Raw genomic sequence first — 20,762 nt, 5'->3', positions numbered from 1 at the left:
ATATGCAAGGCAATGCTCCAACACCAGACGGTCAGGTTGCCGACGCTGTCAGCGGCAACTGGGTCGATACATATGCGCCCGCTTTCACCCGCCCCTACCTGCGCCTGAGCCGCGCTGACCGGCCCATCGGCACGTGGTTGCTGTTGATTCCCTGCTGGTGGGGATTGGCACTGGCCATCCTCAGCGACGGCACCCCGCGGTGGGAGGATCTGTGGATCGCCATCGGCTGCGCCTTCGGAGCCTTTCTGATGCGCGGTGCGGGCTGCACATGGAACGACATCACCGACCGCGAATTTGACGGTCAGGTGGAGCGCACCCGATCCCGCCCAATTCCATCGGGTCAGGTCAGCGTGCGGCAGGCAGTGATCTGGATGGGGCTACAATGCCTGCTGGCGCTGATGATTCTGTTGACCTTCAACCAGGCCGCAATTGCGATGGGCGTACTGTCGCTGTTGCCGGTGACGATCTACCCCTTTGCCAAGCGATTCACCTGGTGGCCGCAGGTGTTTCTGGGGCTGGCCTTCAACTGGGGCATCCTGCTGGCCTGGGCTGCCCACACGGGAACCGTGGGTATACCCGCAATCACGCTGTACCTAGCCGGGATCGCATGGACGCTGTTCTACGATACGATCTATGCCCATCAGGACGCCGAAGATGACGAACTGATCGGGATCAAGTCCACCGCCCGGCTGTTTGGCACCGACACTGCGCGATGGTTGAAGTATTTCCTGATGGCCACAGTGGCGCTTATGGGACTGGCAATCATCGACGCCGCGACGACCCAGACGTCAATCATGGCCCTGGTGGTGGCACTTGGCGGGCCTTGGGCGATGGGGTGGCACATGGCATGGCAATTGCGGGGGCTTGATATCGAAGACAACGCCAAACTGCTGCAATTGTTCCGCGCCAACCGTGACACCGGCCTTATTCCGCTGATCTTCCTTTGCGTCGCCTTGTTGCTCTGATTGCACCCGGGCCTAGCCCTCTGTAAGAGTTCCGAACACTCACCCGAGGAGTCGATAGTTCGCACATGCGCCTGCCTTATGTCTTCGTCGTTGCCTTTGTCTTCCTTGTGTCCGCAGGGCTGTCTCTGTTGGCGGCAAGTTTTGCCGTGACAAAAGTCGAAGAAGCCTCAGAGTTCGCCGTGCGACGTGCGCTGGACCTGAAGGGTCACGACTGGGCCGAGGTCCAATCGGACGGGCTGCGGGTCGTTCTGACCGGTACGGCTTCGGATGAGGCCACACGATTCAACGCTCTGACAGCGGCAGGGACCGAGGTCGACACCTCGCGCGTCATTGACGAAATGGAAGTCGCGCCCACGACGCAACTGGCCTCGCCACGCTTTTCAGCCGAGATTCTGCGCAATGACAGCGGAATATCGGTTATTGGCCTGATCCCGGCCAGCGAAGATCGCAACGCGCTGACAGAGAGATTGCGCAGACTGAATGACGGGCCGGTCTCAGATTTGTTGGAAACCGCCGATTATCCAAAGCCGAAAGGCTGGGACGAAGCGGTTACTTATGCGGTCGAGGCGCTGACCCGGTTGCCTCGGGCCAAAATCTCGGCCAGCCCCGGGCTTGTGAAGGTGACCGCAATTGCCGACAGTCAGCAGGAAAAAGAGCGGCTTGAGCAAGAGCTGACCCGCGCGGCACCGCCGAGCCTACGCATAGGCCTGTCCATCTCGGCACCTCGCCCGGTCATTACACCCTTCACCCTGCGTTACCTGATCGACGAAAATGGCGGGCAATTCGATGCCTGCTCGGCCCAGGACGAAAAGGCGCGGGACCGGATCGTCGCAGCCGCACAGGATGCTGGTCTGACCGGGCCTTATTCCTGCACCATCGGTCTGGGTGAACCCTCACCTCGCTGGCCCGACGCCGCCGTGTTAAGCATTCGGGCGCTGGCGGAAATCGGCCAGGGTACGGTGACTTTGTCAGATGCGGATATCACTCTGGTCGCAGCCGAAGGCACTGGTGCCGCGCTGTTTGACCAGGTGATCGGCGAACTGGAAAACGCACTGCCCGAGGTCTTTGCCCTGCATGCAGTTCTGCCGGAACCCGAAACGGAAGACCAATCCGGCCCGCCCGAATTCTCAGCAACACGAAGCCCCGAGGGTCTGGTACAAATGCGCGGCCGGCTGGGGGATGAAACCCTGCGCGACATGGTCGACAGCTATGCCCGTGCAGCCTTTGGTTACGAACACGTCCATACCGCAACCCGCGTCGCCCCTGACCTGCCCGCCGATTGGCCCATTCGCGTCCTCAGCGGGCTTGAGGCGTTGTCGCAACTGCACAATGGTGCGCTGACCGTGACACCGGACGAAGTGGTTCTGAACGGTGTCAGCCACGACCCCAAAACCCGGGCCTATATTTCGGGGCTTTTGTCGGAAAAACTGGGCGAGGCACAAGATTTCAGCCTGTCGATCACCTATCAAAAGCCACCCGAGCCCGCAGACAAGCTGCCCGACCCGGATGTTTGCGAAGAGCGCATCGCCGAGGTTCAGGCGGGTTCCAAAATCGCCTTTGAACCAGGTTCTGCCACGGTCGCCGCCGAATCGCGCGATACGGTCAATCAGATCGCCGACATCCTGCGGGAATGCGGACCCATCCGGCTGGAGATTCAGGGCCACACTGACAGCCAAGGTCGCGAAGAGATGAACCAGCAGCTCAGCCAGTCGCGTGCACAATCCATCTTAAATGAACTGCGCGCGCGGCGCGTGCCCACAGCCAGCTTTACCGCCTTGGGCTATGGTGAAACCCAGCCAATCGCCGACAATGACACCGAAATCGGGCGGGAAGAAAACAGACGCATCGAATTCCGCCTGATCCGGCCCGAATCCACCGCCGAATCTCAAACCGCGCTGGAAGCGATGGAAGACGAAACAGAGACGTCACAAGACGCAGAGCCAGAGGCCGAAGCCCCGGAAACGGATGCGGAAACCGACTCGGGCGCAGGGGACCAGTAAATTGAACAGAATCGAATTCATTATCGCGACCGCCGTCATATTGTTTGCCGCATTTTGCATGGGGTGGTTCGCCAACTGGCTGGCCCATCGCCTGTCGCGCGTCCGCCAAAGCGACGTCGCCGATCTGGACCGCATGAGCCAGGAACTGCACGAGGCAGAAGAAACCCGCGATCAGGCGATCACCTATCTGCAGCAGCGCGAGGCCGAACTGACCAACCAGCTGACCCAGACCGAGGCCGAATTGGCAGCCGCCATGGACGGCCTGCGCGCGGCGCGGCAAGAGGCCGAAGAACTACGCGGGCGTATCAACAACGCGGATTGATCCCAGCCCCGGGCTTAATAGCTGACCCCGGTTGGGGCCGACTGCACCTTCGGCACAAATCAGCCGATCCGAGGCAATCGCCTTCAATTCCTACAACAAATTCAATATTAGGAATTGGTGCATTTTTACACATGCACATCACTGTTCACTATCCAGAAAATTGGAGTGTACTATGAATTTCAAATCATCATTAACTGCTGCTGCAACTCTAAGCATCTTCACCGGCGCCGCCGTCTGGGCGTCAAGTGACGTGATACCTTCAGAGAATGATACCTTCACCAACTGGGGCGAAGAATCCGGCTGGACCATCTTTGTGGATGACTCCCGCGGGTCCTGCCTGATCGAGCGTATGGACGAAAACCAGAACGTTGTTCAGATGGGTCTGACCAAAGACCACGAGATGGGCTATCTAGGTGTGTTCACGAAGAACGACATTGGCTTGAAGGGTAAGAAAGAAAAGATCTTCCTGTCACTCGACGGCAACGTCTACGAAGCTGAGGCGCACAAGAAGACTAAGCATCTCGCCGACGGATATACAGGCGGATACATCCTTGCGAACAACGCCCAGTTTGTGGATGACGTCATGAACAAATACGAAATGACCGTGTTTCCGAAGAAAGAGTTCGCATTCACCGTTAGTCTGGATGGTACTAAAAAAGCCATCGAAGCCGCACGGCAGTGTAACACCGAACAAAGCACCTAACTCGCTATAATAGACCCGGCACCAGATAATCCGGTGCCGGGCACAGAACCTACCACCGCGTCAGCGCATCTTCATCCTCATCCTTGGCTGCGACCCATTGCGCGCCGGATGTGGTGATTTCTTTTTTCCAGAAAGGCGCGCGGGATTTTAGGTAATCCATCAGGTATTCTGCCGCCTCAAACGCATCCTTGCGGTGCCGCGCGGCAGTAGCCACCATCATGATCCGGTCCCCGGGGGCAAGGCGCCCGTGGCGGTGGATCACCAGAACATCGCCCAACGACCAGCGCTGCTGTGCCTCTTTGGCTATTTTGGTTAGCGCGCGTTCGGTCATACCGGGGTAATGCTCGATCTCCATCACATCCAGATCACCGGATGCCAGATCGCGCACCACGCCGGTAAAGGTCACGATGGCGCCGTTGGCATCGTCTCCGGCAGCGAAGGTATTGGCTTCGGCCCCAAGATCAAATTCTTCTTCCTGAACCGCGATGCGCATGGTTTTAGCCGCCGGTCATTGGCGGGAAAAAAGCCACTTCGCGCACACCAGCAAGCGATGCGTCAAAATCGGACAGTTCCTGATCCAGAGCGACGCGCAGTGCGGACAGGTCCGCAAATGCGGCAGCATAGCGGTCTTCGCGCGCGCTCAGCTCGGCGACCAGATCGGATACGGTCGCGGCCTTGGTCTCGATCCGTTCTTTCGGCAGGCCGATCCGTTCACGCACCCAGGCAAAATACAGCACATCCATCCCTTAGCTCTCCTTCAGATGGGGCATGGCTTTACGTAGGTAGTCATAGCCGGTGATCAATGTCAGCGCCGCCGCAATCCACAGAAGCCACAACCCGATCCGGCCAGACCAGAACATCGCTTCGAGATGCCAGCGCATGTGATTTAGGTCTTCCAGTTGACCCGTCAGGACCAGATCCATTGTTTCGGCATCCATGCCAAATGTAGCCATCACAAAATAGTGTTCGAAAATCCCCTGCGAAAACAGAATGGCAATCGCCACCATCTGCGCGGTCGTTTTCCATTTCGCCAGCTTCGTGACCTTCAGCGTTCCGGCCGTATCGCCCAGATATTCCCGCAAGCCCGAGACAAACACCTCGCGGAACAGGATGACCGTCGCTGGCAGCACTAGCCATGGCGTCCAGTGCTCTGCGGAATAACCCACAAGGATCATCAGCGCGATCACCACCATCGCCTTGTCCGCAATCGGGTCCAACATGGCCCCGATCTTGGTTTCCTGTTTCCACGCGCGCGCCAGATATCCGTCAAACCAGTCGGTAATGGCTGCCGTCAGAAATAGGATCAGCGCAAACCAATCCGCGTAGGGTCTGGTGAAATACAGAAACATTACGGCCAGACCGGGCGCGGCCAGCAGGCGCAGGACGGTCAGGATATTCGGCAGGTTCCACTTCATGAAGCAGACCCTACATCGCTGACCGGGGACAGGAAAGACGGGGCGGAAAAAAACTGTACCGATCACAGAGGCTTGGTCAAAGCGCCGCAGTCCGGCGCGGCACCGGTTATTGGCCTTGGCCCCGGGTCGTATTGTCGTCAGAGTGCAGCCGACCAAGCCCAATGGCAAAGACGAACCGATGACCCCGAATATTGAGACCGACGCGCGCGCCAACCTGATCGGTAGCGCATGGATGATCGGCGCGATGGCATGTTTCGCACTGGAAGACGCGCTGCTGAAAGCGGCGGCGGTTGCCTTGCCCGTCTGGCAAATACTTGTCCTGTTCGGATTGGGTGGCGCGCTCATCTTTGCCTGTGTCGCAATGGCACGTGGCACGCGGCTGCTGCAACCGGATGTTCTGTCGCCCGCGATGAAAATCCGCGCGGTGTTCGAAATTCTCGGACGGCTGTTCTACGTCCTGGCTATCACACTGACGCCCTTGTCATCTGCAACCGTTATCCTGCAGGCCACCCCGCTTGTGGTCGTCGCCTGTGCCGCGCTGCTATTCGGAGAGACCGTTGGTTGGCGGCGGTGGAGCGCCATTCTCGTTGGCCTGATCGGCGTTGTGATCATCATCCAACCAACTGGTGACAGTTTCACCATCCTGTCCCTGCTGGCCGTGCTGGGGATGTTGGGATTTGCAGGTCGCGATCTGGCCAGCCGGGTCGCACCCGCCAGCCTTGGAACCGAAGTTTTAGGGTTCTACGGCTTTGTCAGCGTGATTGTCGCCGGGTTTGCCTACAGCTTTTGGGAACAGGCCCCGATTGCGCCAGTGCCGTTGCTCACAAGCCTGCATATCGCCGGAGCCGTAGGCCTTGGCGCAATCGCATACGGTTCCTTGATGAAAGCCATGCGGACGGGAGAAGTATCCGCTGTCACGCCCTTCCGCTATTCCCGCCTGCTGTTTGGTGTCGCCCTGGGTGTGGTCTTCTTTGGCGAGGATCTCGACCAGACGATGTGGATCGGCAGTTCGCTGATCGTCGCCTCGGGCCTGTACATATTGTGGCGCGGGCGCAAGGCCTAGCCTTTGTCGTGGAAGAAGTCGTAGACCTTTTGCGCCAACCCGGCTGAGATCCCCTCGACCGCTTTCAAATCCGCCAGATTGGCCCGGCTGACCGCCTTGGCACTGCCAAAATGCGCCAGCAATGCACGCTTACGCGCGGCACCAACTCCGGGGATTTCGTCCAACGGCGTCGCGCCGACCGCTTTGGCCCGTTTGGCACGGTGAGTGCCGATTGCAAACCGGTGCGCCTCATCCCGCAGGCGCTGAATAAAATATAGCACCGGGTCGTTGCGTTTTAATGCAAAGGGGCGCTGACCGGTACGGTGGAACTCTTCTTTACCGTGATCACGATCAACCCCCTTTGCAACACCGACCATAGGGATATCTTCGACCCCATGCTCGACCATGATTTCGCGCACAGCACTCACCTGCCCCGCGCCGCCGTCGATTAGCAACAGGTCGGGCCACAATCCCTTGTCACGATCCGGATCCTCTTTTTGCAAGCGGGTAAAGCGGCGGGTCAGAACCTCTTTCATCATCCCGAAATCGTCACCAGGGGTCAGGTCGTCGCCCCGAATGTTGAACTTTCGATAGGCATTTTTCATGAACCCGTCCGGACCTGCTACGATCATCCCGCCGACGGCATTGGTGCCCTGGATATGAGAGTTATCGTAAACCTCGATCCGGTTCGGCGGGCTGTCCAGATCAAACGCCTCGGCCACTCCGCGCAGAAGCTTGGCTTGCGTGGCACTCTCTGACATCCGTCGGGCCAGAGACTCCCGCGCGTTGCGCAAGGCACCCGCGATCAGTTCCTGTTTTTCACCCCGTTGAGGCACCAAAATTTCGACCTTGCGTCCCGCCTTCTCGCTTAGTGCTTCTTGCATCAGGTCAGCGTTTTCGACGGCATCCGAAAGGATCAGTTGTCGCGGCGGTTCCTTGTTGTCGTAGAACTGGCCAAGGAAAGCCTCCATCACCTCAGCCGCGGACACATCCGCACCGACACGTGGATAGAAATCCTTGTTTCCCCAGTTTTGATTGGCGCGGATAAAGAACACCTGAACACAAGCCTGCCCGCTGTCCATATATAGGCCGATCACATCCGCCTCGGCCACGCCACGCGGGTTGATGCCCTGAGATGTCTGTACCTGCGTCAGCGCGCGAATGCGATCACGCAGTCCGGCTGCACGCTCGAACTCCATTGCCTCGGAGGCAGCCATCATCAGTTCAGCCAGTTCTTCCTGCACTTTGGTCGACCGGCCAGACAGGAACCGCTCGGCATCTTTGACGCTTTCGCTGTACTCTTCTTCCGAGATCAGGTTCACGCAAGGCCCGGAACAGCGCTTGATCTGAAAGAGCAGACAGGGACGCGTCCGACTATCGAACATAGAGTCCGAGCAATTGCGCAACAGAAACGCTTTTTGCAACTGGTTCAGCGTCCGATTCACCGCACCCGCGCTGGCAAAGGGGCCAAAATAGGTCCCCTTCTCTTTCTTTGCGCCGCGATGCTTTTTGATCTGCGGAAAGGCATGGTCCTTGGCGACCAGAATATTGGGAAAGCTTTTGTCGTCACGCAGCAGCACGTTGTATTTGGGCTTGAGCTGCTTGATCAGATTCTGCTCAAGTAGCAGCGCCTCGGTCTCGGTCCGTGTGGTCAGGAACATCATCGAGGCTGTCGCCGCGATCATCCGCTCAATCCGCCCCGAATGTCCCGGCCGCGCATAGTTCGACACCCGCGCTTTGAGGTTGCGCGCCTTGCCGACGTACAGCACCCGGCTGTCCGCATCCAACATGCGATACACACCGGGTGAACTGTCCAGCGTTTTCAGATACCGCTGAATGCACGCATAGCCGGTCATTTGAGTGTCTTGGGTCGGGTCGCTGTCTGTCGTCATTTGCCTGAGATATGATTCTCTGACCATGGCTGCAATCTTGTGGCCTTCAGATCAAGAGAAAACAAATCCACGGTTTCTGTGGATAAGTGTGAAGATAAGTTTCTGAGCTTGGCGATTTTCCCTTGTTTCATTATGGAATCCTTGATTTGCACAAAAAATAAGCAAATATTTAACCTATTGTTTTTATTGTAAATATTTTCATTCACAAGACAAGTGTATGAAAAAAAAGACATTTTTGTAACGAGCAGGTAACAGAACCGAGAGCGGTGCAAAACTTGCAGCAGCTTTACCTATTCAAGGCCCAGAACGTCCGGCGTTTTCCACCCCAGATGCTGCCCACCGTCGACGCATAAAAGCTGCCCCGTGACCGCATGCGCATCCAGGAAATAGCCCAAGGCGGCAGTGATATCTGACGGGTTCGACCCGCGTTCCAGAACCGTGTTTGCACGCTGCGCCTGAAAGTGTTCTTCGCTTTGCCGGTGGCCCTGCATCGTTGGTCCTGGCCCGATCGCATTGACGCGGATCGCTGGCGTGAGCGCCTGCGCCGAGGTTCGGGTCAAGGCCCACAGACCCATCTTGGCAATCGTATAGGTCATGAACTCTGGCGTGAGCTTGCGCACCCGCATATCGACCATGTTGACGATCAGGCCGGTGGCAACAGGTTCGCCCGCCTCGTCCGTGCCCGGCTTCAGCCCCTGCGCAGCCATGGCCTGCGTCAGAACGAATGGCGCGCGCAGGTTGCTGTCGAGATGCCGGTTCCAGCTTTGCCGCGTGGCGGTTTGAAGGCTGTCGTATTCAAAAATCGATGCGTTGTTCACCAGACAGGTGATTGGTCCACCCAACGCCTCTGCCGCACGGGGCAGCAAGGTCAGGACCTGCGCCTCATCCAGCAGATCGGCGTGCAAGGCGACCGCCTTGCGCCCAAGCGCCTGCACCTCGGCTACGGTCTCGGCGGCAGGTTGTTCAGACGTCGCATAGTGCACGGCGACGTCATATCCCCGCTTTGCCAGATACAGGGCCATTGCCCGACCAAGACGAATACCTGCACCGGTCACTAACGCTTGGGCCATGGATTTCCCCCTATCTTCAGGTCACGCCAACAGCGAGACGATGTAGACGGCATACAGCAGCGTCAACACCAGACCCCAGCCGCGTGTGATATCTTGTTTCAAGAACACGAACGGGATCAACAGAAGCGATGCGCCCAGCATGACCCACAGATCGAAACGCAGGAATTCCGGGTCCACAGGGATACGTCCAAACAAAGTGGCGATACCGACGATGGCCAAAAGGTTGAACATGTTCGACCCGATCACGTTGCCCAAGGCGACATCCGCCTGTCTGCGCAAAGCCGCCATGACGGTCGTGGCCAGTTCCGGCAGGGATGTCCCAACTGCGATCAGCGTCAGTCCGATAATCGTTTCGCTGACGCCATATGTGCGGGCAATGATCGTGGCGTTGTCGACCAGAAGATGTGCACCCATCGGCAGGCCGATCAGGCCCAGGACCAGATAAATCGATAGCTTCCAATAGGGCATGTCCGGATCGGCCTCTTCCAGACCTTCCAACTCATCCTCTTCCCCACAGGCTTCACCGCAGGCCTTGCGATGCGCGCGCGCATCGCGGAAGGCATTGAGAAGGACCAATCCCAAAGCAGCCAGCAAAATAGCACCGCTAGCCAGATTGAACACGCCGCAGAATGCCAGGCCGATGAACAGCACCGTGGCCAGCAACATAAAAACATAGTTTCTTCTGGTGTTGCATTCACTGGTGTGAAGCGTGGCAAGCAAGGCTGGCAGTCCCAGAACCAGCAAAATGTTCGCCGTATTCGACCCGACCACGTTACCCAGCGCAATCCCCGGCGCGTTTTCCTTGATCGCGCTGATCGCGATCAACAGCTCGGGGGCCGAGGTGCCAAACGCCACAATGGTCAGGCTGACGATCAGGGCTGGTACACCCAGGCGCAGGCTCAGGTTCACTGCACCGCGGACCAAAGCATCACCTGCGAGAAGCAAGATCAGCAAGCCGAGGCCGGATAACAGCCATGCCGTCATGTACGGCCTCCTTTTTCGCAGGAGCAAGGCCCCTTACCGATACTGAACCGTCCACAGCGCGGACATCTTGCAGATTGCAGCCTTTTCTGCCCCGGAAAACGCAACTTGCCGAACATCGCCAGGACACCCATGGCAATCAGGAAAAGGGTGACAACCTTAACGATCACGTCACAAACCAAAGCGCGCGTAAGCCGCCCGCTCCTCAATTCCGGTTATGGCGTCCTGGGCAAGTGTGGCCCCAAACCGCGACCAGATCGGTTTGCGCAGGCCATAGCGGCGGAACTTCACCTTGTCGCCGAACCGCTCCTGCATTTTCGGCCTTAGGTGTGCGACGCCGTCTATCAGGCCCAGTTCCTGCGCGCGTCTGGCAAGCCAGACCTCGCCCGTGAACAAATCCGCACTTTGATCCAGCTTGTCACCGCGGCGGGCTTTGACATGGTCGATGAAGTTCGCGTGGATATCACCCAGCAAGCCTTGCAGCCGCGCGACATCTTCTTCTTTTTCCGGCGAAAACGGGTCGAGCATTGATTTTGATTTGCCCGCCGTATGTACGCGCCGCTCGATGCCTTGTCGCGCCAGAAGGACATGCGCGCCAAACCCGGCCGAAATCACACCGATCGACCCCAGGACCGAGCTGTCATCGGCCCAGATTTCGTCAGCGGCAGCGGCCAGCCAGTAGCCGCCAGACGCTGCAACGTCTTCGACGAAGGCAATAACGGGGACCTCAAGCTCTTCCGACAGCCGCCGGATTCGCGACCCGATCAGAGAGCTTTGCACCGGCGATCCACCGGGCGAGTTGATCTCAAGCGCCACGGCCGCAGGTTTACCTTTGCGAAACGCCTTTTCCAGAACGGGGGCCAGCGCGGTATCGTTCAACGATCCACGCCCCGCCATTCCGATGGCGCCGGATAGGCGAACCACGGCCACGAGGGGCTGCTTTTTGACAAATGGCAGGCTGAGCTTCATGGGTGCCGATGTAGAGTGCAGCCGGGCCCTAAACAAGGGACCGTTCGGGCCTTAGACGTGACGTGAACCAAATTCACACACATGGCGGGCAAAAATGCAACGCCCTAGCTGCGAATACGCCAACCGGTTTTGAAGATCCAGCCGATCACAGCCAGACAAGTCCCTGTGAAGACCAGAATCGCCAGCAGGCTGAATCCGATCGGGACATCGGCCAACCCGTAAAACGACCAGCGGAACCCGGAAATCAGGTAAACAACCGGATTGAACAGGGTGATCGTCTGCCAAACAGGCGGCAGCATCGAGATCGAATAGAACGTTCCCCCCAGAAAGATCAGTGGCGTGATAACCAGCTGTGGCACCAAAGATATTTGTTCAAAGTTGCTGGCCCATATCCCTACGATAAAGCCCAACAGCGAAAAACTGAGGCAGGACAGGATCAGGAACGCTGCCATCGCAAAGGGATGCTCAATGCGTATGTCCACGAAGAATGTGGCTGTCACCAGGATTACCAGCCCGACAAACAACGACTTGGTGGCGGCGGCCCCGACGTAACCAATTACGATCTCAATAAAATTCACTGGCGCCGACAACAGTTCGTATATCGTACCAAGGAATTTCGGGAAGTAGATCCCGAAAGACGCGTTCGAGATTGCCAGCATCACAACGGACAACATGATAAGCCCCGGCACGATGAACGCGCCATAAGATACACCCTCGACCTCTTGGATGCGGCTGCCGATCGCAGTGCCGAAGACCACAAAATACAATGAGGTCGACAGGACCGGCGACAGAAAGCTCTGTGCCAGAGTGCGGAAGAACCGGGCCATTTCGAACCGGTAGATTGCTGCGATGGCAGACCAGTTCATGCGGGTTCTCCGGATACCAGGTTCACGAAAATCTCTTCCAGGCTCGACTGCCGGGTCTGCACGTCGCGCAGAACAAGCCCCGCCTGCGCCACGTCGTTCAGCAAAGTGGTGATCCCAGTGCGGTCCGCGTGGGTGTCATAGGTATAGACCAGCGCGTCGCCATTGCCGTTCAACGTCAGGTTATGCACAGCCAGACTGTCGGGAATGGCCTGGATAGGATCGGCCAGCATAACCTCGATCTGTTTCTTGCCCATCTGGGCCATCAGGGTGTTCTTGTCCTGCACCAGCCGCAGCTCACCCTTGTCGATCACACCTACCCTGTCGGCAATGGCTTCGGCCTCTTCGATGTAATGTGTCGTCAGGATGATGGTTACCCCGGCCTTTTTCAGCTCGGCCACGATCTCCCACATGTCCTTGCGCAGTTCGACATCTACGCCGGCGGTCGGCTCATCCAGGAACAGCACGCGCGGCTCATGTGCCAGGGCCTTGGCAATCAGCACGCGGCGCTTCATGCCACCGGACAGTTCCTTGATCGCGTTTTTACGCTTGTCCCACAAAGACAGCTTGCGCAGGATCTCTTCGATCCGGGCGTTGTCGCTGCCATATCCGAACAGGCCGCGAGAGAACCGGACCGTGTTCCAAACTTTCTCAAACGGCTCAAGCGCGATTTCCTGCGGCACCAGCCCGATCATCCGGCGCGCGGCACGAAATTCGGTCTGGATGTCATGCCCACCTACGGTAACAGTGCCCGAAGTCGGAGTGGTAATGCCGCACACGGTGGAAATAAGAGTCGTCTTGCCGGCCCCATTCGGGCCCAGCAACGCCAGAATTTCGCCCTGCTCGATATCCAAGGACACCCCTTTGAGCGCCTCGAATCCGTCGGCATAGGACTTACGCAAATCCCTGATGGACAGAATAGTTGTCATGCACGTTCCCTGTTCTGGCGGGGACACTACCCCGACGGCCCGGCACAGAACAGGTCAATTCCGCACATTGTTCTGCGCTTTTTTGTGGGCGCGCGGCTGTGTCAGGTCTGCGGCACCGCCGCCATTCGGTAATCCGCTTGTGTACATGCTCAATTAGCAAACACGCATCAGGCAAACGCGCATAATGTTGTCCTTGCTGATAGGCTGCGGGCACCGTGCGGTTCAATTGCGGCCAACATCAAACGCTGCGGCGGATGCAGGCGCACTATCACAGTCAGTTGAATCTGGTCTTGCAATCCCTGGGCATCCCCGAAAACTTGCGCCAAAAGGAGAAGGCCCATGCTCAGCGGAATACGGATCATTGAAGTTGAAGGTTTGGGGCCAGGTCCTTTTGCAGCCATGTTACTGGCCGATCTGGGGGCGGACGTCATCACGATCCACCGCAAGGGCCAGCCTGCCGGACCTGGTATGCCCGAGCAATCCGTCCTGGATCGCGGCAAACGCTCGATTGATCTGAATTTGAAGGATACAGCCGATCTGGACATCGCAAGACGCCTGATCGCCTCGGCCGACGCGCTGATCGAAGGGTTTCGCCCAGGCGTGATGGAAAAGCTGGGGCTTGGCCCCGACGCTTTTCAGGAAACCAACCCCAAACTGGTCTATGGTCGCATGACCGGATGGGGTCAGGACAGCCCGTTCTCCGCAACTGCCGGGCACGATCTGAACTATATCTCTCTGTCCGGGGCATTGTGGTACGCCTCAGCCGCGGACCAGCTCCCGCAGACCCCGGCGACTCTGGTCGGGGATATTGGCGGCGGTGCCATGTATCTAGTTGCTGGTATTCTGGCCGGGCTTCTCAACGCGCAGCGGACCGGACAGGGCACCGTGGTTGATGCGGCCATCTATGACGGCTCAGCCCACATGATGAACCTGTTGATGAGCATGCGCCAATCCGGAAATCTGTCTGAGACGCGTGGTCACAGCCTGCTGGACGGCCCGCATTGGAGCCGCACGTACGCGTGCCTGGACGGGGGGTTTATGACCGTCCAGTGTCTTGAACCCAAATTCTACGCCGAATTCCTGGAAAAACTGGGGCTCTCAGGCGATCCCGAATTCAAAAACCAGTATGTTCCGGCACTTTGGCCCAAACTCACACAGCGACTCTCAGAAATTTTTGCCAGCAAACCCCGCGCCCACTGGGCCGATATGTTTCAGGGATCCGATGCCTGCGTCGCGCCCGTACTCGACCCGGTCGAGGCGCAAGCCCATCCCATGAACGCCGCGCGCCAAACCTGGATCAACCAAGACGGCGCGTTGCAGGCCGCGGCTGCACCCCGCTTTTCGACCGAGACATGGCAGCCCAAACCCAGCCCCCGCCGAGGCGAACACAGGCAGGACATTCTGGATCAGCTGTCCACCAACGCGCCTCCCGACCCTTCACCTGGCTAAAAATATCCTGGGGTGAATTGGCCAAAGACCAAGAGGGGCTGGCCCCTCTACGCGTCCCGCCACGACCGCACCGTGTCGATCATCAGCTGAACATTATCGGGATCGGCATCGGGTGTGATCCCGTGGCCCAGATTAAAGATATGCGGTCCTTTCGAGAACGCCTCGACAATCTGACGCGTCTCATCCACCAGCGCCTGTCCGCCCGTCACCATGTGTGACGAGGCCAGATTGCCCTGAACGCAACCATCCACCTGCACATGTTCGACCGCCCAATCCGGCGACACCGAATTGTCCAGCGCGACACAATCTACCCCGGTGGTATTGGCGAAGCCGACATAGGCATCACCCGCCTCGCGCGGGAAGCCAATCACCGGAATACCGGGATGGCGCGCTTTGATCGCCTGCGTGATCACGCGGCAAGGCTCGACCGCGTATTTCTGAAAGGCATCGCCCTTCAGCGACCCGGCCCAGCTGTCGAAAATCTTCACCACCTCGGCCCCGGCCTCGATCTGGGCCGAGAGATACTCGATCGTTGCCAGTGTGATCCGGTCCAGCAACGCCTCGAACAAGGCCGTGTTCTCTTCACGCAACGCGTGGGCCGGTCCTTGGTCCGGTGTACCCCGCCCGGCAATCATGTAGGTCGCCACAGTCCACGGCGCGCCTGCGAACCCGATAAGGGTGGTCTCAGATGGCAATTCTCGCGAAAGGATTCGGACAGTTTCGTACACCGGCGACAGGGTTTCATGGATATCCGATACCGGTTTCAGCGCATCGAAATCAGATTGCTGAGTGATCGTCGACAACCGCGGCCCCTCACCTGTGACAAACCACAGATCCGCACCCAGAGCTTGCGGCACCAACAGGATATCCGCAAACAGGATCGCTGCGTCGAACCCGTAGCGGCGGATCGGCTGTAACGTCACCTCGGCCGCCAACTCGGGGTTATAACACAAAGACAAAAAGTCCCCGGCCCGCGCCCGGGTTGCGCGGTACTCCGGCAAATAACGCCCCGCCTGCCGCATCATCCAGATCGGTGGCACGTCCTGTACTTCGCCAGCCAGCGCCCGCAGCAGTTTCTTTGTCTCGGCCATCTTTGTCCCCAATCGTCAGGTTTGTCGCAACGGGTCGTGCCTCAGTGGCAATTTGTCAAGCTCTGCCCCCATTGTCAGGGCAATGTGACGCGACTAAAGCTGTGCCCATGACTTTGACCCTGCCAACCCCCGCATCACCGCTCAAGATCGGCACTCGTGGCTCACCGCTGGCGCTGGCACAAGCCTATGAAACCCGGCAACGGCTGGGCAAAGCCTTTGATCTGCCCGAAGACGCGTTTGAGATTGTGGTGATCAAGACCACTGGTGACAACCGCGCCATGATTGATGCGGACCGCCCGCTGAAAGAGATTGGCAACAAGGGCCTGTTCACCAAGGAAATCGAAGAGGCGATGCTGCGTGGCGATATCGACATCGCGGTGCATTCGACCAAGGACATGCCGGTCGAACAGCCCCAGGGTCTGGTGCTGGACACGTTTCTGCCGCGCGAAGATGTGCGAGACGCCTTTATCTCACCCAGCCTGAGCTCGATTCGTGACCTCGCGCAGGGTGCAGTTGTGGGCACCTCATCGCTACGGCGCCGGGCACAATTGTTGAACCGTCGCCCGGACCTGAATGTGGTCGAGTTCCGGGGCAATGTTCAAACGCGGCTCAAGAAGCTGGCAGATGGTGTGGCCGATTGCACGTTTCTGGCCATGGCGGGCATCCGGCGTCTGAATATGGCGGATGTTCCCGCAACCGCCATCGCCGCCGAAGACATGCTGCCCGCCATTGCCCAGGGCACGATCGGCATCGAGCGCCGTATCGACGATTCCCGTGCAGCCGAAATGCTCGAGGCCATCCACCACGCTGAGACCGGGCAGCGTTTGGCGGCGGAACGCGCATTGCTGGCCGCTTTGGACGGCTCCTGCGAAACGCCGATAGCGGGTTTGGCGGAAATAAAAGGTGATCAACTACGCCTGCGCGGAGAGGTTTTGCGCCCCGACGGGTCCGAATCCATATCCGAGGACACCACTGGATCGGTCGCAGATGGCCCGGAAATAGGTCGCGCCATGGCAGAATCCCTGCTGAAACAGGCAGGCCCAGGCTTTTTTGATTGGAAAAAATAAAAAAGTTTATGAAAAGTGAACTACTTCACTGAGACAGTGCCGTCGATGGTGCATAAAGTATTCATACCGGTTGTGAAGTCGGGTCGGTCTCGAAAAAGTCGAAAGTTTTTTTAGTCCGTTTTGTTTTAAGTGGTATTCGAGGGGGCGAGACCAGACCCTGAAATCCAACCAGTTAGGGCCGCTGTCAGAAATGACGGCGGCCCGCTTATTTTTATGACCTTGTGACCTCTATTCTGCGCTGATCGCCTGAACCGCTTTCTCAACGGCCATCCGCGTCTGATCCAGATCTGCTTGGGTCACAGCCAGTGACGGATAGAGTTTGCCGGGGGCTTTGAAAATCCCATGTGCGCGCAGCAAATCGTTGTAGACAGCGTTACGGCGGGGGTCGTCATGTTTGGCGCTGCGGTAGTCACGACAGTCCGTATCGGTGAAATAGATGTCGAACAGGGTTTCGTCCCCGCAGATCTGATGCGGGATGCCGGCCCCGGTCAGTGCATCCACCTGCATCTGTTGAAGCTCGGCACCGATTTCACGCAGGCGGTCATACATGCCGTCGCGCCGCAAAACCTCCATTGTCTTCAACCCGGCAGCCGATGCGACGGGGTTACCCGACAGCGTGCCCAACTGCATCAGCCAGCCTTCCTCGCCTACTTTCGCTTTGTCGAAATGCTGCATGATCTCGGCGCTTGCGCCCAGCGCGGCCAAAGGGAAGCCGCCGCCGATAATTTTGCCCAAGGTGCAGATATCGGGCGTCACGCCATATTTCTCTTGCGCACCGCCATAGGCCAAACGGAATCCGGTGACGATTTCATCGAAAATCAACAGGACATTGTATTTGTCGCAGAGATCGCGCAATCCCTGAAGGTATCCGGGTGCCGGAGGGACAATTCGTTGCAACGGCTCAACCATGATCGCGGCAACGTCATCATGCTCGGCCAGTAGATTGGCCACCGCATCAAGATCATTGAAGGGCGCGATCAGCATCTGTTCGGCCACACTGTCGGGAATGCCCGCGCTGTCCGGGACAGCGCGGGGGAAGTTGACGTGGCGGCTGGGGGCCAGGCTCATCTGTGCCTCGGCGCTCATCCCATGATAGCCGCCTTCGAACTTCAGGATCTTGCTGCGGCCAGTATAGGCACGGGCCAGACGGATGGCGTACATATCCGCCTCACCACCCGCAGCGACAAAGCGGACCTGCTCGCAACACGGCACCGCGTCAACAATCGCTTCGGCCAGTTCGATACCCCGCGCGTTGTTGGCAAAGAAGGTCATGCCCTTGGGCAGTTGTTCCAGCACGGCTTCCATGACCTCGGGATGACCATGGCCCAGCAACATCGGACCGGAACCGATCAGGTAGTCCACATATTCATTGCCATCCTCATCCCAGACCCGGCTGCCTTCGCCGCGCGCGATGACGATACCGGGGTCGAAATTACCAAACCCACCGGCGGGCAGTACCTCATTCGCGCGGGCGATCCATTCGGTTTGGGTGTTGATTTTCAGCATCTCAAACGATCTCCAATACTGGCGGGCCAAGAACCTCCGGGTTCGGCACAACACCTAACCCCGGTCCTTCGGGCGGGGCAATCCGGCCGTTTTCACGGTTTGGTGCGTCGGGGCAAATGCGAGGCGCCACATAAGATGACAGGTCGCAGGTGTTCATCAGTGACCCGTGCGGGGTCGAGGCCGCAAAATGCAGCGATGCAGCGGTGACAATATCCGAGCCCCAGGTGCATTCGGCGCAGATTTCGGCTCCGAAATGCACGGTCAGATCGCGCGCCCGGCGCATGGCCGACAACCCGCCGAACTTTGACAGTTTCAAAGCGACGGCATCCATGCAGCCCAGCTCATATGCACGCCGCAGCGACGCCAGATCATGGGCGTTCTCGTCTATCTTCATAGGTAAGCCAGTGGCCCGTCGAACCGCGGCACAGTCCTCAAGTGTTTTGCAGGGCTGTTCCAGCATCACATCCAGCTGGGCCACCGCCCTGCCCGTTCGCGTAGCGTGCAGGCGTGACGCACCACAATTCCAGTCGCCATAGACCAAAGGCCCCGGTCCCACGGCCTCACGCACTTTGGTCAAACGCTCGGCGTCGGCCTGCCAGTCGCCTTCGATCCCCAGCTTGACCTGAAACTGGCGAATGCCGGTCTGATAAGCCGTCTTAGCGATCCGCGCCATGTCATCTGGCGCGATGCAAGTGATCGAGTGATACAGCGGCATGTCCTTCCGCGTCCGCCCACCCAGCAACGCATAGACCGGCTGGCCCGTTGCCTGCCCGAACAAATCCCAAAGCGCAATGTCGACTATGGACTTGGCATAGCGATGTCCCTGCAGGAAACCTTCCAGCTTACGCATTGGCGCGTCCACCCCGTAAGGGGATATGCCCAAGATCTCGGGACCCATCTCAGCAATCGCGCTTGGCACTCCGCCCGCAAAAGCTGGCAGGTAATGCGGGATCGGACAGACCTCGCCCCAACCCTGTAGGCCCGTATCCGTCTCAAGGCTCAGGATATGAGAGATCACGGTCGCACAGGTCTTACCCTCGGCCATATGATAGGTCTCGTGGCTGGTAAGGTCGACGGACCAAAGGGTTATCTTGGTGATCTTCACTGGTATACCCCGACAGGATCGCCCAACGCATTCTCGTCAGGTTGCACGCCAAGTCCCGGCGTTTCCGGCAAGTGCAGGTGGCCGTCGATATTGCGGGGGCCTCGCCCGCCAGCGACATCGACGGTGATCATGTCCTGACACGCCCAAACGGCATGACAGTTGTCGTCCGGGATGGTGGCCGCCAGATGCAGCGCCTCGGTATCGGCCAGAACCGAACCACCGGTGGCCATCACGAACATGTCGATTCCATGCGCCAACGCGATGTCCCGCATCCGCGCCGCCTTAGTCAGGCCGCCGACGCGGTTCAGTTTTATTCCGAACACCTCAGCCAACCCTTCGTGGGCAATGCGGGCGGCATCTTGCAGGGTCACAAGACTTTCATCCACCGAAACGGGTGAGGCATGGCGGCCCGCGATCGCGGCGATATCGTCCAGCGACTCGCAGGGCTGTTCAAACATCACGTTCAGATCCTCACAGGCGCTCATCACCCGCAGGGCTTGCTGCCGGGTCCAGCCACGGTTGACGTCATAAAGGACGATCTCGCCGGGGCGTCGGATGCTTTCCACGTCACGGACGCGGGCAATGTCGCGTTCTACATCCCCACCGATTTTAACCGAATGCGCAACGTAGCCTCGGCTGCGATAGCGCTCCATCACTTCGCGCGTTTCTTCGACGGTCTTCGCACCGACCGACGAGGCAATCGGGCGCGGCGTGCGAGACCCGCCGCCCATCAGATCGGCAATTGGCAGACCGGCGGCCTGACCCGCAATATCCCAGCAAGCCATATCAATGGGGCTTTTGGCATAGAGGTGGCCTGGCAGAGCGATATCCATCGCCCGTTCGACATCCAGCACCCGACGCGGATCAAGGCCCAGAATGAACGGTGCCATCGTCTGAATTCCGGCGCGAATACCCGGACCGTGGGCTGGAACATATGTGTGGCCCCACGGGGTACCCTCGCCCCAACCGGTCAGACCTGAATCGGTTTCGATCTTTACAATCGTTGCGTCGAGCGTTTCAAACTTCAACCGCCCGCCAGACAACCAATACGGATGCTCAAGCGGTAGGTCGACATGGTAGACTGAAAGACGAGTGATTTTCATTTCAGTTCCACTTCAACAAAGGTCATCGGCGCGTCCCCGGCATTGATCACGTTGTGTTCGACACCCTCGTCGCGGCGATAAGTTACTCCTGCAGCAACCGTTACTTCATTGACCAAACCATCGGGCAGTTCCAGCCGCATATGGCAATCGGTTATGGCGGTGATGACGTAGTCCATTGCGTGGCGATGCCATCCCGTTTCGGCCCCCGGTGCAAAGTCAAATCGCGTCACACGCACGCGGGCGTCATCAATCATCTGAGTGGCTTCGGCTTGCGGTCTCATAGACGGAAC

At 58.5% G+C, this 20,762-nt stretch carries 21 protein-coding genes; 7 read left to right on the top strand and 14 right to left on the bottom strand.

Annotated elements, in window-relative coordinates; genetic code table 11:
- Positions 1–2: 2 nt before the first annotated feature.
- The 4 genes from ubiA (at position 3) to AC2FJF_RS22625 (ending at position 3,990) form a co-directional block, all read left to right on the top strand.
- Entirely contained in the window at positions 3–965 is a 963-nt protein-coding gene (gene ubiA / locus AC2FJF_RS22640) for a 4-hydroxybenzoate octaprenyltransferase (protein WP_496727284.1), read from the top strand.
- Between the two features lie 65 nt (positions 966–1,030).
- Positions 1,031–2,965, top strand: a complete 1,935-nt coding sequence (locus AC2FJF_RS22635) for an OmpA family protein (RefSeq protein WP_496727283.1) — start codon at positions 1,031–1,033, stop codon at positions 2,963–2,965.
- Position 2,966: 1 nt separating this feature from the next.
- A complete protein-coding gene (locus AC2FJF_RS22630; protein ID WP_058273621.1) occupies positions 2,967–3,287 on the top strand; it encodes a hypothetical protein in 321 nt (106 codons plus the stop codon).
- A 172-nt stretch (positions 3,288–3,459) separates the two neighbouring features.
- The gene (locus AC2FJF_RS22625; RefSeq protein ID WP_496727282.1) at positions 3,460–3,990 is read left to right on the top strand and encodes a hypothetical protein; all 531 of its coding nucleotides are present in this window, start codon (positions 3,460–3,462) and stop codon (positions 3,988–3,990) included.
- Between the two features lie 49 nt (positions 3,991–4,039).
- Here the strand turns inward: AC2FJF_RS22625 and AC2FJF_RS22620 are convergent, their stop codons facing one another.
- Genes AC2FJF_RS22620 through pgsA form a run of 3 tightly spaced genes read right to left on the bottom strand, consistent with a single transcriptional unit; the run spans position 4,040 to position 5,405 of the window.
- Positions 4,040–4,483: a molybdenum cofactor biosynthesis protein MoaE gene (locus AC2FJF_RS22620; RefSeq protein WP_496727281.1), complete on the bottom strand. Its 444-nt coding sequence runs from the start codon at positions 4,481–4,483 to the stop codon at positions 4,040–4,042.
- A gap of 4 nt (positions 4,484–4,487) precedes the next feature.
- Entirely contained in the window at positions 4,488–4,733 is a 246-nt protein-coding gene (moaD, locus tag AC2FJF_RS22615; protein ID WP_496727279.1) for a molybdopterin converting factor subunit 1, read from the bottom strand.
- Between the two features lie 3 nt (positions 4,734–4,736).
- Positions 4,737–5,405: a CDP-diacylglycerol--glycerol-3-phosphate 3-phosphatidyltransferase gene (gene pgsA, locus AC2FJF_RS22610; protein WP_496727277.1), complete on the bottom strand. Its 669-nt coding sequence runs from the start codon at positions 5,403–5,405 to the stop codon at positions 4,737–4,739.
- A gap of 178 nt (positions 5,406–5,583) precedes the next feature.
- Between pgsA and AC2FJF_RS22605 the strand changes: the two genes are divergently transcribed.
- A complete protein-coding gene (locus AC2FJF_RS22605; RefSeq protein ID WP_496727276.1) occupies positions 5,584–6,468 on the top strand; it encodes a DMT family transporter in 885 nt (294 codons plus the stop codon).
- On the opposite strand, the gene uvrC is transcribed toward AC2FJF_RS22605, so the two are convergent.
- The 6 genes from uvrC to AC2FJF_RS22575 form a co-directional block, all read right to left on the bottom strand.
- A complete protein-coding gene (gene uvrC / locus AC2FJF_RS22600) occupies positions 6,465–8,339 on the bottom strand; it encodes an excinuclease ABC subunit UvrC (protein ID WP_496727275.1) in 1,875 nt (624 codons plus the stop codon). The two genes, AC2FJF_RS22605 and uvrC, sit on opposite strands and share 4 nt — an antisense overlap.
- A 290-nt stretch (positions 8,340–8,629) precedes the next feature.
- Positions 8,630–9,409 (bottom strand): SDR family oxidoreductase, encoded by a 780-nt coding sequence (locus tag AC2FJF_RS22595; RefSeq protein WP_496727274.1) that lies wholly within the window; start codon positions 9,407–9,409, stop codon positions 8,630–8,632.
- Between the two features lie 21 nt (positions 9,410–9,430).
- On the bottom strand, positions 9,431–10,393 hold the full coding sequence (locus AC2FJF_RS22590; protein ID WP_496727272.1) for a calcium/sodium antiporter: 963 nt from the start codon (positions 10,391–10,393) through the stop codon (positions 9,431–9,433).
- A 168-nt stretch (positions 10,394–10,561) separates the two neighbouring features.
- On the bottom strand, positions 10,562–11,359 hold the full coding sequence (locus AC2FJF_RS22585) for a S49 family peptidase (RefSeq protein WP_496727271.1): 798 nt from the start codon (positions 11,357–11,359) through the stop codon (positions 10,562–10,564).
- 104 nt (positions 11,360–11,463) lie between these two features.
- Positions 11,464–12,225 carry an ABC transporter permease gene (locus AC2FJF_RS22580; protein ID WP_496727270.1) on the bottom strand — a complete coding sequence of 254 codons (762 nt, stop codon included), beginning with the start codon at positions 12,223–12,225 and terminating at the stop codon, positions 11,464–11,466.
- A complete protein-coding gene (locus AC2FJF_RS22575) occupies positions 12,222–13,151 on the bottom strand; it encodes an ABC transporter ATP-binding protein (protein ID WP_058273632.1) in 930 nt (309 codons plus the stop codon). Before AC2FJF_RS22575 ends, AC2FJF_RS22580 begins: the two co-directional genes overlap by 4 nt.
- Positions 13,152–13,490: 339 nt before the next feature.
- Between AC2FJF_RS22575 and AC2FJF_RS22570 the strand changes: the two genes are divergently transcribed.
- Positions 13,491–14,600, top strand: coding sequence for a CaiB/BaiF CoA transferase family protein (locus AC2FJF_RS22570; protein ID WP_496727269.1), 1,110 nt, complete (start codon positions 13,491–13,493; stop codon positions 14,598–14,600).
- 47 nt (positions 14,601–14,647) lie between these two features.
- Here AC2FJF_RS22570 and hemE read toward each other — a convergent pair whose 3' ends face one another.
- Positions 14,648–15,691 (bottom strand): uroporphyrinogen decarboxylase, encoded by a 1,044-nt coding sequence (gene hemE, locus AC2FJF_RS22565; protein WP_496727268.1) that lies wholly within the window; start codon positions 15,689–15,691, stop codon positions 14,648–14,650.
- 107 nt (positions 15,692–15,798) lie between these two features.
- On the opposite strand from hemE, the gene hemC reads away from it, so the two are divergent.
- Complete coding sequence (gene hemC, locus AC2FJF_RS22560) at positions 15,799–16,758, top strand: hydroxymethylbilane synthase (protein WP_496727267.1); 960 nt, start codon at positions 15,799–15,801, stop codon at positions 16,756–16,758.
- A gap of 228 nt (positions 16,759–16,986) precedes the next feature.
- On the opposite strand, the gene AC2FJF_RS22555 is transcribed toward hemC, so the two are convergent.
- The 4 genes from AC2FJF_RS22555 to AC2FJF_RS22540 are packed head-to-tail and all read right to left on the bottom strand — an operon-like array spanning position 16,987 to position 20,753.
- Entirely contained in the window at positions 16,987–18,264 is a 1,278-nt protein-coding gene (locus AC2FJF_RS22555) for an aspartate aminotransferase family protein (protein ID WP_496727266.1), read from the bottom strand.
- A 1-nt stretch (position 18,265) separates the two neighbouring features.
- The gene (locus AC2FJF_RS22550) at positions 18,266–19,369 is read right to left on the bottom strand and encodes a mandelate racemase/muconate lactonizing enzyme family protein (protein WP_496727265.1); all 1,104 of its coding nucleotides are present in this window, start codon (positions 19,367–19,369) and stop codon (positions 18,266–18,268) included.
- Entirely contained in the window at positions 19,366–20,472 is a 1,107-nt protein-coding gene (locus AC2FJF_RS22545; protein WP_496727264.1) for a mandelate racemase/muconate lactonizing enzyme family protein, read from the bottom strand. The genes AC2FJF_RS22550 and AC2FJF_RS22545 overlap by 4 nt, the downstream gene beginning before the upstream one ends.
- Positions 20,469–20,753 carry a cupin domain-containing protein gene (locus tag AC2FJF_RS22540; protein ID WP_496727263.1) on the bottom strand — a complete coding sequence of 95 codons (285 nt, stop codon included), beginning with the start codon at positions 20,751–20,753 and terminating at the stop codon, positions 20,469–20,471. The genes AC2FJF_RS22545 and AC2FJF_RS22540 overlap by 4 nt, the downstream gene beginning before the upstream one ends.
- Positions 20,754–20,762 lie beyond the last annotated feature (9 nt).

The sequence above is a fragment of the Ruegeria sp. CDSB013 genome, assembly GCF_059611165.1.
The sequence above is the reverse complement of the archived record's forward strand: the minus strand, read 5'-3'. Positions and strand labels throughout refer to the sequence as shown.

Bases quoted from the DNA above. Each gene is read 5' to 3' on its own strand.
- ubiA (WP_496727284.1), top strand. From the start codon at position 3: ATGCAAGGCAATGCTCCAACACCAGACGGTCAGGTTGCCGACGCTGTC.
- AC2FJF_RS22540 (WP_496727263.1), bottom strand. From the start codon at position 20,753: ATGAGACCGCAAGCCGAAGCCACTCAGATGATTGATGACGCCCGCGTG.
- hemE (WP_496727268.1), bottom strand. From the start codon at position 15,691: ATGGCCGAGACAAAGAAACTGCTGCGGGCGCTGGCTGGCGAAGTACAG.
- AC2FJF_RS22620 (WP_496727281.1), bottom strand. From the start codon at position 4,483: ATGCGCATCGCGGTTCAGGAAGAAGAATTTGATCTTGGGGCCGAAGCC.
- AC2FJF_RS22555 (WP_496727266.1), bottom strand. From the start codon at position 18,264: ATGCTGAAAATCAACACCCAAACCGAATGGATCGCCCGCGCGAATGAG.
- AC2FJF_RS22575 (WP_058273632.1), bottom strand. From the start codon at position 13,151: ATGACAACTATTCTGTCCATCAGGGATTTGCGTAAGTCCTATGCCGAC.
- pgsA (WP_496727277.1), bottom strand. From the start codon at position 5,405: ATGAAGTGGAACCTGCCGAATATCCTGACCGTCCTGCGCCTGCTGGCC.
- AC2FJF_RS22635 (WP_496727283.1), top strand. From the start codon at position 1,031: ATGCGCCTGCCTTATGTCTTCGTCGTTGCCTTTGTCTTCCTTGTGTCC.
- AC2FJF_RS22545 (WP_496727264.1), bottom strand. From the start codon at position 20,472: ATGAAAATCACTCGTCTTTCAGTCTACCATGTCGACCTACCGCTTGAG.
- hemC (WP_496727267.1), top strand. From the start codon at position 15,799: ATGACTTTGACCCTGCCAACCCCCGCATCACCGCTCAAGATCGGCACT.
- AC2FJF_RS22625 (WP_496727282.1), top strand. From the start codon at position 3,460: ATGAATTTCAAATCATCATTAACTGCTGCTGCAACTCTAAGCATCTTC.
- uvrC (WP_496727275.1), bottom strand. From the start codon at position 8,339: ATGACGACAGACAGCGACCCGACCCAAGACACTCAAATGACCGGCTAT.
- moaD (WP_496727279.1), bottom strand. From the start codon at position 4,733: ATGGATGTGCTGTATTTTGCCTGGGTGCGTGAACGGATCGGCCTGCCG.
- AC2FJF_RS22595 (WP_496727274.1), bottom strand. From the start codon at position 9,409: ATGGCCCAAGCGTTAGTGACCGGTGCAGGTATTCGTCTTGGTCGGGCA.
- AC2FJF_RS22605 (WP_496727276.1), top strand. From the start codon at position 5,584: ATGACCCCGAATATTGAGACCGACGCGCGCGCCAACCTGATCGGTAGC.
- AC2FJF_RS22585 (WP_496727271.1), bottom strand. From the start codon at position 11,359: ATGAAGCTCAGCCTGCCATTTGTCAAAAAGCAGCCCCTCGTGGCCGTG.
- AC2FJF_RS22590 (WP_496727272.1), bottom strand. From the start codon at position 10,393: ATGACGGCATGGCTGTTATCCGGCCTCGGCTTGCTGATCTTGCTTCTC.
- AC2FJF_RS22570 (WP_496727269.1), top strand. From the start codon at position 13,491: ATGCTCAGCGGAATACGGATCATTGAAGTTGAAGGTTTGGGGCCAGGT.
- AC2FJF_RS22580 (WP_496727270.1), bottom strand. From the start codon at position 12,225: ATGAACTGGTCTGCCATCGCAGCAATCTACCGGTTCGAAATGGCCCGG.